The sequence below is a fragment of the Streptomyces sp. NPDC057428 genome (assembly GCF_042803195.1).
Classification (GTDB): domain Bacteria; phylum Actinomycetota; class Actinomycetes; order Streptomycetales; family Streptomycetaceae; genus Streptomyces.
The window spans coordinates 1-13,515 of sequence record NZ_JBHVCT010000121.1 but is presented as its reverse complement, the minus strand read 5'-3'; the positions used below and the strand labels follow the sequence as shown (position 1 = coordinate 13,515).

Here is a 13,515-nt window from a genome sequence, read left to right as displayed (position 1 = left end):
GGACGAGAAATCGTCCGGGGCCACGCCGTTTCGCTGTCCGCGGTGTCAGCGCATCTTTCCGCCACGCGGCATCCGCATGCCCTTCGGCATCGGGCCCTTCGGCAGCGGCATGTTGCTCATCAGGTCGCCCATCGCGCGCAGCCGGTCGTTGGCCGCGGTCACCTGCGGGCCGGTGAGGACCCGCGGGAGCTTCAGCATCTTGGTGCGCACCTTCTTCAGCGGCACCTGGCCCTCGCCGTCGCCGACGATGATGTCGTGGACGGGTACGTCGACCACGATGCGGGCCATGCGCTTCTTCTCGGCGGCCAGCAGGCTCTTCACCCGGTTCGGGTTGCCCTCGGCCACCAGCACGATCCCGGCCTTGCCGACCGCCCGGTGGACGACGTCCTGGCTGCGGTTCATCGCCACCGCCGGAGTCGTGGTCCAGCCGCGCCCGACGCGGTCCAGAACCGCCGCCGCTGCGCCAGGCTGGCCCTCCATCTGCCCGAAGGCCGCGCGCTCGGCGCGGCGTCCGAAGATGATCGCCATCGCGAGGAATGCCAGTACGAAGCCCAGGATGCCCGCGTAGACCGGGTGACCGATCAGGAAACCGATGGCGAGGAGGACACCGAAGGTGATGATTCCCACACCCGCGACGACGAGACCCACCTTCGGGTCCGACCGCCTGGTCATCTTGTAGGTCAGGGCGATCTGCTTGAGCCGCCCCGCGTTCTCGGCGCTGTCCGCGCCGTCAGTGTTTGCCTTCCTCGCCATGTAGCGAAGTTTACGTGGCCCGGAGGTGACCTAGGAACGGTGGTCGGCCACAGCCTTCAGCACGTGCTCCGCCTCCACGCGGTCCTGTGCCCTGCGGCGGTCCTCGAGGACCGCCGTCCAGGCGTTCCGGCGGGCGGTGCGCTGGCCGCTGCTGAGGAGCAGCGACTCGACGGCGCGGAGTGCGGTGGTGACGGACGGGATCGTGTTGGCTCGTACCGGCGCGGCGTGCATCGTGGACGTTCCCCCTCGGAGCGGATGCGCGCACCCGGCGCGCACTGAGTAGCGGGAAGCAATGACAGCGGTGGCCGTGGGAGCCACCGCGTATGTACCTAGGGTCACTGCTCGGTGTTACCAGTGCATGACCGGTCGGTCAAACACCAATGAAACTCTGATTTCGGCGCCGCGCACGCCGACGCGGCCCATACGGGGCCCCCGACCTGCGGGGGGCGTACGGACCGCGTCGCTGCGGCTAATACTTTTCAGTAATTACTTGTGCGCCGATTCACACGGAGGGTGTGGCGGCGGTGGCCGCGCTGCGGCGCTCGATCGCCTGCTGGAAGAGGCGTCCGGCGCGGTAGGACGAACGCACCAGCGGACCCGACATGACGCCGGAGTAACCGATGGCGTCGGCCTCGTCCTTGAGCTCCACGAACTCGTGCGGCTTCACCCAGCGCTCGACCGGGTGGTGCCGGACGGAGGGCCGGAGGTACTGCGTAATCGTGATGAGCTCGCAACCCGCGTCGTGCAGGTCCTGGAGCGCCTCGCTGACTTCCTCGCGGGTCTCGCCCATCCCGAGGATCAGGTTCGACTTGGTCACCAGACCGGCCTCGCGGGCGCGCGTGATGACTTCCAGGGAGCGCTCGTAACGGAAGCCGGGGCGGATGCGCTTGAAGATCCGCGGCACCGTCTCGACGTTGTGCGCGAGCACCTCCGGGCGCGAGGAGAAGACCTCGGCGAGCTGCTCCGGTTCGGCGTTGAAGTCGGGGATCAGCAGCTCGACCTTGGTCGCGCCCGCCTCCCGCTCCGCCGTCAGCGCGTGGATCTGGCGCACGGTCTCCGCGTACAGCCAGGCACCGCCGTCCTCCAGGTCGTCGCGGGCGACGCCGGTGATCGTGGCGTAGTTCAGGTCCATCGTGACCACGGACTCGCCCACGCGGCGGGGCTCGTCACGGTCGAGGGCCTGGGGCTTCCCCGTGTCGATCTGGCAGAAGTCGCAGCGCCTCGTGCACTGGTCCCCGCCGATGAGGAAGGTGGCCTCGCGGTCCTCCCAGCATTCGAAGATGTTGGGGCAGCCGGCTTCCTGGCACACCGTGTGCAGTCCCTCGCTCTTCACGAGTTTCTGCAACTGGTTGTACTCGGGGCCCATCTTCGCCCGGGTCTTGATCCACTCGGGCTTGCGCTCGATGGGGGTCTGGCTGTTCCGGACCTCGAGGCGCAGCATCTTGCGCCCGTCGGGTGCGACAGCGGACACTCCGGCACTCCCCTTAGCTCTCACTGCATTGGAATCTTCGGTAAACACCAGGGTACGCCCGTGGTTAGAACGGTCTTACGTCTCCCCAACCTGTGGCCGAGGGGCCCTATTCCCGGCGGGCCTGTGCGAGCCGTCTCAGGCGGGCGCGACGGCGGTCTCCGGGGTGCTGATGACGCGCGGCGCCGGCTCCGCGTTCTCCAGGATCTCCCGCAGGTGCCTCTCGGCGACCGGCAGGACGTCGCCGATCGTGATCTCGCGGCCCAGTTCGCTGCTGAGCGAGGTCACCCCCGCGTCCCGGATGCCGCACGGCACGATCCGGTCGAAGGACGTGTTGTCCGGGTTCACGTTCAGCGAGAAGCCGTGCATGGTCACACCCTTGGCGACCCGGATGCCGATCGCCGCGAGCTTGCGGTCCTCCCTGCGCTGCCCGGCGTTGGACGGCGCGTACTCGGGGCCGTTCAGCCGGGGGTCGAACTCCTCGTCGTGCAGCCGGGGGTCGAAGTCCAGCGACAGCCCGCCGAGGGCCGGTCGGTCCTCGACCGGGTCGCCGAGCACCCAGACTCCGCTGCGGCCCTCCACCCGGCTGGTCTCCACGCCGAACTCGGCGGCCGTGCGGATCAGCGCGTCCTCCAGGCGGCGCACGTGGGCGACCACGTCCACCGGGCGGGGCAGCTTCAGGATCGGGTAGCCGATGAGCTGCCCGGGACCGTGCCAGGTGATCTTCCCGCCGCGGTCGACGTCGATGACGGGCGTACCGTCCAGCGGGCGCTCGCTCTCCGTCGTGCGCCGGCCCGCCGTGTAGACGGACGGGTGCTCGAGGAGCAGACAGGTGTCGGGGACGGTGTCCTCGAACCGTGCGGCGTGCACCTCGCGCTGCTTCTGCCAGGCCTCCTGGTAGTCAACGGCTTCCTCACCGAATCCCAGACGGACGAACCGCAGCTCACTCACTCGGGTGCCTTCCTACTCGCGGTGCCGCAGTGGCCGGGGGGTGTCCCCGGAACCACGTCACCATGCACTGATGTGCGCCCCCAGCCACTGTACGACCGGTGCCGACGGCCGGGTCCCGCAGGCCGTACGCGGTCGAATCCGTCAGCGATCCGGGCAATCCTCACACGATCGGATGAACGTGGAGCGAAGGGCGCTGAGACCGCGGCCTAGGCGGCTAAATTCGCGCCGTTCCATGACGGGCTCGCCCGCTCCCACTCGTGGGGGAGCCCGGTGAGGGCTGCCCGCCCGGCCCCGATTGCAGGAGACCTTTCAGCTGATGTCGGAACGACCGCCCCAGCGCACCCCGAACCGACGCCTCGCCGCGCTCATCGCGGAGGCCGGGTTCTCCCATGCCGGGCTGGCCCGCCGGGTGGACCAGCTCGGCCTCGAACACGGGCTCGATCTGCGATACGACAAGACCTCGGTGACCCGCTGGCTACGCGGGCAGCAGCCCCGGGGCACCACCCCGGCGCTGATCGCCGAGGTGTTCACCCGGCGCCTCGGGCGCCGGCTCTCGGCGCAGGATCTGGGCCTGGACGCGTGCGCGCCCGTCTACGCGGGCCTGGAGTTCGCGGCCACACCCGCGGAGGCCGTCGACATCGTCAGCGGTCTGTGGCGCAAGGACTCGGGCAGTCACGCCGAGCTGCGCAAGATCGCCTTCACCCCGGCCGGACTGGTCGTCCCCAGCAGGGACTGGCTAATCGGGCGCGCCGACGAATGGGTCGGCCGTGGTGAGACACCGGACCGGGCGGGCGGGACACCCGCGACGCCCGCCCCGCGCACCACCGCCGATGCCCGTGCCCCGCAGGGGCTCCACCAGGCGAACGGGAGCGGCGCACCGCACGCACCCGGGGCCCCCGGGCTGCCGCACGGTGCCCGTGGCCCCGGCCTGCCCCGGCCACCCGCGCCCCCGGCGCCGCCCCTGGGTGTTCCGCGCCAGCGGCATGCCGAGCGGGGCACGGGCCTGCGGGTCGGCAGCGGCGACGTCGCCGCGCTGCGCTCGGTGGGCGAACTCTTCCGCACTCTCGACGACGCCTACGGCGGTGGCCACGCCAGGCAGGCCCTCGTCCGGTACCTGGAGCACGAGGCCGAGCCCATGCTCCGAGGCAGCTACGGCGAAGCCATGGGGCGGCGGCTGTTCTCCGCGGCCGCCGATCTGACCAGGCTGGCGGGCTGGACCTCGTACGACATCGCGGCGCACGGCCTCGCCCAGCGCTACTTCGTCCAGGCGCTGCGCCTCGCCCAGGCGGCCGGTGACCGGGCGTACGGCGCCTTCGTGCTGATCACGATGAGCCGGCAGGCCGTCTACCTCGGGCACGGCAGGGAAGCCATCCAGCTCGCCCGGGTCGCCCAGCAGGGCATCGGCTCCGCCGCGCCGCAGATCGTCATGGCGCTGCTGCACTCGGTGGAGGCACGCGGGCACGGCGTCCTGGGGGAGGCCAGGGCCTGTGTCGCCGCGCTCGTACGGTCGGAACGCGCGCTGCAGAGCGCGAGGCCGGGGGACGACGTGCCGCACTGGGCGCGCTTCTTCGACGAGGCCCAGCTCGCCGACGAGTTCGGCCACTGCCATCGCGATCTGCAGCAGTACCGGGTGGCGGCGCAGCACGCCGAGCGGTCGCTCCAGCTGCGCGCACCGGCGTTCGCCCGCAGCAGGCTGTTCTGCCGTGTGGTGCTCGCTACGGCGCGACTCGGGCTCGGTGAGCTGGACCAGGCCTGCCTGCTGGGTGCCGAGGCGGCCCAGCAGGCTGCCGAGATGCGGTCGGTGCGCGCGACGGAGTACGTCAGGGACTTCGAGCGACGCCTGGAGCCGTACCGCGACGCCGTGGCCGTGCGGGGCTACCGCGACCGGGTCGCCGCGCTGGGATGACCCTCGGCTAGGCGGCCGCGCGGAGTCGTGTCCCGTCATCGCGCGGCCTGCTCACCCCCAGGTCCGCGAGTATCGCCGAGGCCGCGCGCCGGCCCGAGGCCAGGGCGCCCTGGACGCTGCTCGTGTCGCGGTGGTCGCCGCACACGTACAGTCCGGCGAGCAGCCGGACGGGCCGCTGCGGATCGTGCGGCGGGTCCATCGCGGGGACGGCCTCCGGGTCGTGATGGGCGGCCAGGAGCTCCCAGTCGTGGGTGGGTGTTCCGTACAGCCTGGCGAGGTGTGCGCGGACCGTGCGGTCGAGGTCCGGCGGCTGCGGTCCGAGCACCGTGGAGGTGATCAGCACGCGGCCACGCGGGGCGCGTGAGGGGTCCACCTCGCTCATCACCGCCGTGTGGGCGACCGGACCCGACCGTTCCGCGTCGAGCAGGAGCCGTGCCCCGGCCGGCGGCGCCTCGGGGGCGGTGTGGTGCAGCACCGTCACCGGATGGAACGCCGGTGTGCGCAGGCCGGGCAGCAGCTCGGCTGCGGCGCCCGCACCGGTCGCCAGCAGCAGCGAACGGCAGCCGAGCTCGCCGTGTTCCTTGGTGCGTACGGAGGTGATACCGGCGGACGTCACGTGCACCCCGGTGCGTACGGTTCCGGACGGCAGCGCGGCGGCCAGCAGTTCGGGCAGGGCCGATGAGCCGCCCGCGGGCACGCAGAGCCGGCCGCGCGCGTAGTCGCGGAGGGCGAGCTCGGCGCAGCGGCTCGACGTGGTCAGCTCCGGGTCGGAGAGCAGTGCCGAGAGCAGCGGCATCAGGAACCCGCCGACGGTGCGGGGGGAGAGTCCGCGCGCGGGCAGTGCCGCGTGCGCGGGCCCGTCGGACCGGGCCGTGATGCGGGCCTCGGGGGTGGTGGCGAGGCGCGCCAGCCAGGCGCCGAGGCGGGCCTGTTCGATCGCTCCGCCCAGAGGCGCGCTGGGGGCGCTCGAACGGGAGCGCACTGCGCGGAGTGCGCCCCGCGCGCTCCGTATGTCGCCGGCCCGGTACTGCCGCCCCCCACTGTGGACGAGCACCCCGGGGGCGAAGTCCCGCAGGACCAGGCCGCCCAGCCCCGGAGCGGCCGTCAGTTCCGGACAGTCGGAGTTGAGCAGCGGGCCCAGATGGTCGAGCCGGAAGCCGTCCACCTGGTGGGTGGCCATCCGGCCCCCCACCTCCTCGGCGGCCTCCAGGACACTGACGTCCACTCCCGCGCCGATCAGCTGGTGAGCCGCCGACAGGCCGGCGATCCCGGCCCCGATGATGACCACATCCGCGTGGTCTGCTGTGTGTGCCGTGAGCACGTGCCCCTCCCCGAGTCGGTGCGACTGGTGGGGGGCTATTGCCCCCAACACGCCCCCGGAATGCCGGAGTTCGGGTCGAGGCTAGGTGGATGGCCGATACGGGCGCAGTCGCGCGCGCCCAGGGCACCGGTGCACGGGGTCGCACGGCGGCCCCGCCCGCCGCGGGAACGGGCTGTTCGCGGCCGGGTCAGCGCAGTGCGGCGCGGATGGCCTCGTCGATACCGGGGAAGGCGAACGCGAAGCCCGAGTCGAGAAGTTGGCGGGGCAGCACCCGCTGACTGCCCAGGACGTCCTCGGAGAACTCGCCGAGCGCGATCTTCAGCGCCGGCGCCGGGGCGGTGAACAGGGTGGGGCGCTTCAGCACCCTTCCCATCGCCGTCGTCACCTGCGCGTTCGTGACGGGGGATGGAGCGGTCAGGTTCACCGGGCCCGACAGGCTCTCCGTGTCCAGGATGTGCCGCAGTGCGGCGACGTGGTCGTGCAGCGCGATGAAGCTCCAGTACTGCCGGCCGTCACCGAGCCGCCCACCGAGCCCGGCCTTGAACAGGGGGAAGAGCCGGCCCCAGGCCCCGCCCTCCTTGGCGACGACCAGGCCGGTCCTGGCGTGGACCGTGCGGACACCTGCCTCCTCGGCCGCGGCCGTGGCCTCCTCCCACTCGACGCACACGGACGGCAGGAAACCATCGCCGGGCGGGGCGCTCTCGTCGACCGCGCGGTCCCCGGTGTCGCCGTAGTAGCCGATGGCCGACCCGGACAGCAGTACCTTCGGTGGTGTGTCCAGCGAGGCGACGGCATCGGCGACGGCCGCCGTGCCCAGGACCCGGCTGTCCCGGATCTCCCGCTTGTACGCGTCGGTCCACCGGTGGTCGCCGACCCCGGCGCCGGCGAGGTGAACCACGGCGTCGCAGCCGACCAGGCCCGCCACATCGACGTAACCACGCTTCGGATCCCACTCCACCTCGTCGCCGGTCGCGGCCGGGCGGCGGACCAGGCGCACGACCTCGTGCCCGTCGGCGCGCAGCGAGCGCACGAGCGCCGCTCCGATGAGGCCTGTCGATCCGGTGACGGCGATTCGGGAACGCAACATGGCGTCCATCCTGCCCCATGCGCCGCGGCTCATCCGTGACGCCGGGCACGAAACACGGATGCCGTGCGGGGCGGCCGCGTGGCACTGTGGCGCGCATGGCCGCGCCGCAGATCAGCTCCCTCCGTCCCGTCCGCTTCGCCGTCTCCGAGGACGAGGCCGAGCTGGGGGAGCTCGACCGGGCGACGTGGTCGAGCCTCCACAGCGTGCAGCCGAGGCCGCAGCCGCCCTACGCGCCCTTCTTCGACGAGAGGAACAGGCCAGGGGACTTCCTGGTCGCCGAGGCCGTCACCGAGCAGGGGGAGCGGCCTGCGGGCTACCTCCGGCTGGGACGCCCGACACCGCTCGCCTGCAACGCCCACGTACGCCAGATCCAGGGCCTCGCAGTCGCCGGGTGGGCACGGCGCCACGGCGTCGCGCGGGCCCTCCTGCGCGCGGCCTGTGCGGAGGCGCGACGGCAGGGCGCGGGGAGGCTCACCCTGCGCGTGCTGGGGCACAACGGCCCCGCACGGGCGCTCTACGCGGCGGAGGGGTTCGCAGTCGAGGGAATACTGCCTGGGGAGTTCTGTCTGCACGGCCGTTACGTCGACGACGTCCTGATGGGCCGTTCGCTCACCTCATGAGGGCCGGTTCCCCGGCGTGACCGCGGGGTCACGCCGGCCCGAAGCGCTCCCAGAGCGCCGGATAGCGCTCCGCGAGCGCCCCGTCGTCGTCCAGCCCGAAGGGCGTGCCCTCCGGTTTCGCGGCCTGCGGCGGCAGCCCGAGGTCGGGCGCGACCACGCCGGTGAGCTGCTCGTAGGCCTCGTCGGCCGCGAAGCCGATCTCCTCGCCGTCCCCGTCGAGCTCCTCGCCGAAGTCGTCCAGCAGCTCGGCGAGACTGTCGGGGTCGTGCATCGCGCCTTCGAAGACCTCCCGGCCCTGAGCGATCAGCCAGCAGCGGAAGTAGTCGAACGCGTCGTCGCTCGCCCCGCCGAGCAGCACGGCGGCCGCGCCCCACAGGTCCCAGCGGTAGGCACGGTTGTAGCGGGCCTCGAAATGTCTGGCGAAATCCAGCACCGAGTCGGGATCGAGCCGCACCAGCCGTTCGACGAGCAGGTCGGCATGGTCCTCGGGGTCGCCGTCGGCGGCCTCGCGGGTGCTGTCGATGATCTGCCAGAACTCCGTCTCGTCCATCACGGGTCCAGCATCTGCCCCGACGACGGGCGACGCACGCCCAGACACCGAAATGAAGCCTTCGGCTTCACTTCCGGGCACCTTCAGCGATAGAGGTCGCGCAGCCGTTCGGCCGTATCGGCAAAACGTTCGCGCAGGGTGGCGGGTGAGAGGACCTCGGCCTCCGGACCGAGCGCCAGCAACTGCTCGTAGGCCACGTCGGCGGACTCGACCGGCAGGACGACCGTGCGCAGCCCGTCGGCGTCCGGACCGGCCGCCCCGGCCAGCGCCTCCTCGGCCGCGGCCCGGTCCACGGTGTGCGGCAGCCGCCGTACGCCCGCCTCCGACAGCCGCACCGTCACCTCCGTACGCAGGATCGACCTGGCGAACTGCGCCGCCCGCTCCTGCCACAAGCCCGGCAGGTCGAAGTCCTCGTCCCGCTCGAACCGGGTCGCGGACACGGCGACCGCGGTGAACCGGTCGATGCGGTACACCCGGAAGTCGCCGCCCGCCCGCGCGCAGACGTACCAGACCCCGGCCTTCAGCACGAGTCCGTACGGAGCCAGCTCGCGCTCCACCTCGGCGCCGGGCCCGCGGCGGTACCGCGCGCAAATCAGCCGGTCGTCCCAGACGGCCTCCGCCACGGCGGGCAGCAGCTCCGGGGTGACCGGGTCCTGGTACCAGCCGGGGGCGTCCAGGTGGAAGCGCTGGGCCGCCGTGTGCGAGGCGTCCCGGAGCGAGGGGAGGAGCGCGGCCGAGACCTTGAGCCGGGCGGCCGACGCGGCGTCGTCCAGCCCCATCTCGCGCAGCGCGGAGGGCAGGCCGGACAGGAAGAGCGCCTCGGCCTCGTGGCGGGCCAGACCGGTCAGGCGCGTCCGGTAACCCCCGACGAGCCGGTAGCCGCCGGCCCGGCCCCGGTCGGCGTACACGGGCACCCCCGCCTCGGAGAGCGCCTGGGCGTCCCGCGTCACGGTGCGCTCCGACACCTCCAGCTCCCGAGCCAGTTCGGCGGCGGTCATGGAGGGCCGGGACTGCAGGAGCAGCACCATCTTGATGAGGCGGGCGGCACGCATGGAGCCCATTGTGGCGCCCGACGGTACGACGGCGGGGGCGGGCACCGGGCGGACCCGGTACCCGCCCCCGCCGTGGACTCACATCCCGTACTTCTCCCGGGCTTCCTTGACCTTCGAGGCCGGGATCTCGCCGCGGCGGGCGAGCTGGGCCAGCGCGGCGACCGCGACCGACTCGGCGTCGACCCCGAAGTGGCGGCGCGCGCCCGCGCGGGTGTCGGAGAGGCCGAAGCCGTCCGTGCCCAGCGAGGACCAGTCCTGCTCCACCCACTGGCTGATCTGGTCCGGAACCGCGCGCATCCAGTCGCTGACCGCGAGGACCGGGCCCGGCGCACCGGAGAGCGCCTGGGTCACGTACGGCACGCGCTCCTCGCCGCGCAGCAGCGCCGCGTCGGCGTCCAGCGCGTCGCGGCGCAGCTCGCCCCACGAGGTGGCGGACCAGACGTCGGCCGTGACACCCCAGTCGGCGGCGAGCAGTTCCTGGGCCTCCAGGACCCAGTGGATCGCCGTACCCGAACCGAGGAGCTGGATGCGCGGGGCGTCCTCTGCCGCCGGTGCGCCCTCCTTGAAGCGGTACAGGCCCTTGACGATGCCGTCCTCGACGCCCTCGGGCATCGCGGGCTGCTGCTTGGGCTCGTTGTAGACCGTCAGGTAGTAGAAGACCTCCTCGGCCTGGGGGCCGTACATCCTCCGCAGACCGTCCTTGACGATCACCGCGATCTCGTACGCGAACGCGGGGTCGTAGTTGAGCGACGCCGGGTTCGTGGAAGCGATCAGGTGCGAGTGGCCGTCGGCGTGCTGCAGGCCCTCACCGGTCAGCGTCGTGCGGCCCGCGGTGGCACCGACGATGAAGCCCTTGCCGAGCTGGTCGGCGAGCTGCCACATCTGGTCGCCGGTCCGCTGCCAGCCGAACATCGAGTAGAAGATGTAGAACGGGATCATCGTCTCGCCGTGCGTCGCGTACGACGTGGCGGCGGCGATGAAGTCGGCCATGGCGCCGGCCTCGGTGATCCCCTCGTTGAGGATCTGGCCGTCCTTGGCCTCCTTGTAGTACATCAACTGGTCGCGGTCGACCGGATCGTACGTCTGGCCGAGCGGCGAGTAGATGCCGGCCGACGGGAACAGCGACTCCATACCGAAGGTACGGGCCTCGTCCGGGACGATCGGGACCCAGCGCCTGCCGGTCTCCTTGTCCCGCATCAGGTCCTTCACCAGACGGACGAACGCCATGGTGGTGGCCATCTCCTGCTTGCCCGAGCCCTTGTACAGGGCCTTGAAGGCGCGCTCCTCCGGCTCGGGCAGAGCCACGGCGTGCACCCGGCGGGCGGGGGCCGGACCGCCGAGGGCGGCGCGGCGCTCCTGGAGGTAGCGGACCTCGGGGGAGTCGGCGCCCGGGTGGCCGTAGGGGACCAGCCCGTCCTCGAAGGCGCTGTCCGGGATCGGGAGGCCGAGCAGCTCGCGCATGCCCTTGAACTCGTCGATCGACAGCTTCTTCATCTGGTGGTTGGCGTTCTTGGACTCGAACCCCTTGCCGAGCGTGTAGCCCTTGACCGTCTGGGCCAGGATCACGGTCGGCGCGCCCTTGTGCTCGACGGCGGCACGGTAGGCCGCGTACACCTTGCGGGCCTCGTGACCGCCGCGGGAGCTGTAGAAGCACTCGGCGATCTTGGCGTCGCTCAGCAGCTTCGCCAGCTCCGCGAGCGCGGGCTCGGTGCCGAAGAAGTGCTCGCGGATATAGGCCACGTCGCGGGTGGCGTACGTCTGGAACTGGGCGTCCGGCACCTCGCGGAGGCGGCGGATCAGCGCGCCCGTGGTGTCCAGCTGGAACAGCTCGTCCCAGGCGTTGCCCCAGAGCGTCTTGATGACGTTCCAGCCGGCTCCGCGGAACGCGCCCTCCAGCTCCTGGACCACGCGGAAGTTGGCGCGGACGGGGCCGTCGAGACGCTGCAGGTTGCAGTTGATGACGAAGGTCAGGTTGTCGAGCTGCTCACGCGCCGCGAGGGCGAGGGCCGCGGTCGACTCGGGCTCGTCCATCTCGCCGTCGCCGAGGAAGGCCCAGACGTGCGAGTTCGACGTGTCCTTGATGTTGCGGTTCGCCAGATAGCGGTTGAAGCGCGCCTGGTAGATCGCGGAGAGCGGGCCGAGGCCCATCGACACGGTGGGGAACTCCCAGAGCCAGGGCAGCCGCCGCGGGTGCGGGTAGGACGGCAGGCCGTCGCCGCCCGACTCCTGGCGGAAGTTGTCGAGCTGCTGTTCGCTGATGCGGCCGTCGAGGAAGGCGCGGGCGTAGATGCCGGGCGAGGCGTGGCCCTGGATGTAGAGCTGGTCACCGGAGCCTCCCCCGTTCTCGGCTCCGCTCGAACGGGAGGTGCCCCCTCCCTCCTTGCCGCGGAAGAAGTGGTTGAAGCCGGTCTCGTACAGCCAGGCCGCCGAGGCGAACGTGGCGATGTGGCCGCCGACGCCGTACCGGGCGCCCCGGGTGACCATCGCGGCCGCGTTCCAGCGGTTCCACGCGGTGATCTTCGATTCCATCTCCAGGTCGCCGTCGAAGACGGGCTCAGCGGAGGTGGGGATGGTGTTGACGTAGTCGGTCTCCAGCAGCTTGGGCAGCGCGATACCGGCGCCCTCGGCGTGCTGGAGCGAGCGCCGCATCAGGTACGCGGCGCGGTGCGGGCCCGCGGCCTTGGTGACTGCGTCCAGGGAGGCCGCCCATTCGGCGGTCTCCTCGGGGTCGCGGTCCGGGAGCTGGTCGAGCTCGCTCGGACGCTTTGCTACGGGGTCGGTCATGATCGCCGCCTTCCGGAGTGGAGGGGGGTGGAGAAGGCCCTGGCTGGCAGGACAGGGCGATCGGGCCGGTGGGCCCGCGAGTGAACTGTAAGTCGCCGATCGATGATCGATCAAAGGGTGAAGGGCAAAACTTCTCGATATGAAGAAAAGTGGCATGCGGTGCCGCGAAACGGGGCACGGAGTGACGGGTTAAAAGGTGCGAAATGGACGTCGTCCTGCACGGTGGAGCGCCTGGCGCCGCAGATGGGCGCGCAGGTCGGACCGCGTTTCACGCGCGCGGGGCGCACCCGAGGACGTGCTCCTTCACCAGCACGGCGATCTGCGGGTCCCGCCGCAGGAACGCCTCGATGAGGGCCTCGTGCTCCTCGGCGTACGACTTCTGCACCGTGCCCAGCCAGCGGATCGACAGGGCCGTGAACACCTCGATGCCGAGCCCCTCCCAGGTGTGCAGCAGGACGGCGTTCCCGGCGGCCCGCACCATCTCCCGGTGGAAGGCCACCGTGTGCCGCACCTGCGCCTCGCCGTCGGCCAGCCGGTCCGCCTCGTAGAGCGCCGCCACGTGCGGAGCGAGCGCCGAGCAGTCCTCGCCGAGGGCCGGGGCCGCCAGCTCGGCCGCGATCTGCTCCAGCCCCGCCCGTACGGGATAGCTCTCCTCCAGGTCGGCGGCCGTGAGGTTGCGCACCCGGACGCCCTTGTTCGGGGCCGACTCGATCAGCCGCAGCGTCTCCAGCTCGCGCAGCGCCTCGCGCACAGGGGTCTGGCTGACCTCCAGCTCCGTCGCGATACGGCGCTCCACGATCCGCTCACCCGGCTTCCAGCGCCCGCTGACTATTCCCTCCACGATGTGCTCGCGGATCTGTTCGCGCAGCGAGTGGACGACGGGCGGGGTCATGAGGGGCTCCTTCGTGGCGAACCGTTGCTGCCTGCGCCGACACGGCGGCCGGGGAACGACCGGTGGTGCCTAGACAATACGGCGGCGCCCCCGTCGGTATGTTTTCCGGAGGGGGGCGCCGCTCGTGAGGC

The 13,515-nt window shown here is 71.8% G+C and carries 12 protein-coding genes; 2 read left to right on the top strand and 10 right to left on the bottom strand.

Translation table 11 applies throughout. The annotated features are described in order from the left end of the window. Window positions 1-45: 45 nt before the first annotated feature. The 4 genes from ACFU5K_RS29055 to lipB all read right to left on the bottom strand — a co-directional run bounded on the left by ACFU5K_RS29055 (window position 46) and on the right by lipB (window position 3,172). Complete coding sequence (locus tag ACFU5K_RS29055; protein WP_384066870.1) at window positions 46-753, bottom strand: DUF4191 domain-containing protein; 708 nt, start codon at window positions 751-753, stop codon at window positions 46-48. Between the two features lie 30 nt (window positions 754-783). Then, the gene (locus ACFU5K_RS29050; RefSeq protein ID WP_384066868.1) at window positions 784-984 is read right to left on the bottom strand and encodes a hypothetical protein; all 201 of its coding nucleotides are present in this window, start codon (window positions 982-984) and stop codon (window positions 784-786) included. A gap of 271 nt (window positions 985-1,255) precedes the next feature. After that, the gene (lipA, locus tag ACFU5K_RS29045) at window positions 1,256-2,224 is read right to left on the bottom strand and encodes a lipoyl synthase (RefSeq protein ID WP_384066866.1); all 969 of its coding nucleotides are present in this window, start codon (window positions 2,222-2,224) and stop codon (window positions 1,256-1,258) included. A gap of 135 nt (window positions 2,225-2,359) precedes the next feature. Continuing rightward, window positions 2,360-3,172: a lipoyl(octanoyl) transferase LipB gene (gene lipB / locus ACFU5K_RS29040; protein WP_384066864.1), complete on the bottom strand. Its 813-nt coding sequence runs from the start codon at window positions 3,170-3,172 to the stop codon at window positions 2,360-2,362. Window positions 3,173-3,488: 316 nt separating this feature from the next. Here lipB and ACFU5K_RS29035 point away from each other — a divergent pair, with 316 nt between their 5' ends. Next, on the top strand, window positions 3,489-5,078 hold the full coding sequence (locus ACFU5K_RS29035; RefSeq protein ID WP_384066863.1) for a regulator: 1,590 nt from the start codon (window positions 3,489-3,491) through the stop codon (window positions 5,076-5,078). 7 nt (window positions 5,079-5,085) lie between these two features. On the opposite strand, the gene ACFU5K_RS29030 is transcribed toward ACFU5K_RS29035, so the two are convergent. Both ACFU5K_RS29030 and ACFU5K_RS29025 read right to left on the bottom strand, forming a co-directional pair. Continuing rightward, a complete protein-coding gene (locus ACFU5K_RS29030; RefSeq protein ID WP_384066861.1) occupies window positions 5,086-6,399 on the bottom strand; it encodes an FAD-dependent oxidoreductase in 1,314 nt (437 codons plus the stop codon). A 187-nt stretch (window positions 6,400-6,586) separates the two neighbouring features. Beyond that, on the bottom strand, window positions 6,587-7,486 hold the full coding sequence (locus tag ACFU5K_RS29025; protein ID WP_384066859.1) for a TIGR01777 family oxidoreductase: 900 nt from the start codon (window positions 7,484-7,486) through the stop codon (window positions 6,587-6,589). 95 nt (window positions 7,487-7,581) lie between these two features. On the opposite strand from ACFU5K_RS29025, the gene ACFU5K_RS29020 reads away from it, so the two are divergent. Next, on the top strand, window positions 7,582-8,106 hold the full coding sequence (locus ACFU5K_RS29020; RefSeq protein WP_384066858.1) for a GNAT family N-acetyltransferase: 525 nt from the start codon (window positions 7,582-7,584) through the stop codon (window positions 8,104-8,106). A 28-nt stretch (window positions 8,107-8,134) separates the two neighbouring features. Here ACFU5K_RS29020 and ACFU5K_RS29015 read toward each other — a convergent pair whose 3' ends face one another. The 4 genes from ACFU5K_RS29015 to ACFU5K_RS29000 all read right to left on the bottom strand — a co-directional run bounded on the left by ACFU5K_RS29015 (window position 8,135) and on the right by ACFU5K_RS29000 (window position 13,384). Continuing rightward, window positions 8,135-8,656: a DUF4240 domain-containing protein gene (locus tag ACFU5K_RS29015; protein ID WP_384066871.1), complete on the bottom strand. Its 522-nt coding sequence runs from the start codon at window positions 8,654-8,656 to the stop codon at window positions 8,135-8,137. Window positions 8,657-8,739: 83 nt separating this feature from the next. Then, entirely contained in the window at window positions 8,740-9,708 is a 969-nt protein-coding gene (locus ACFU5K_RS29010) for a helix-turn-helix transcriptional regulator (RefSeq protein ID WP_384066856.1), read from the bottom strand. Between the two features lie 78 nt (window positions 9,709-9,786). Beyond that, window positions 9,787-12,492 (bottom strand): pyruvate dehydrogenase (acetyl-transferring), homodimeric type, encoded by a 2,706-nt coding sequence (aceE, locus tag ACFU5K_RS29005; protein WP_384066854.1) that lies wholly within the window; start codon window positions 12,490-12,492, stop codon window positions 9,787-9,789. A 268-nt stretch (window positions 12,493-12,760) separates the two neighbouring features. Beyond that, window positions 12,761-13,384 carry a GntR family transcriptional regulator gene (locus tag ACFU5K_RS29000; protein ID WP_384066852.1) on the bottom strand — a complete coding sequence of 208 codons (624 nt, stop codon included), beginning with the start codon at window positions 13,382-13,384 and terminating at the stop codon, window positions 12,761-12,763. Window positions 13,385-13,515 lie beyond the last annotated feature (131 nt).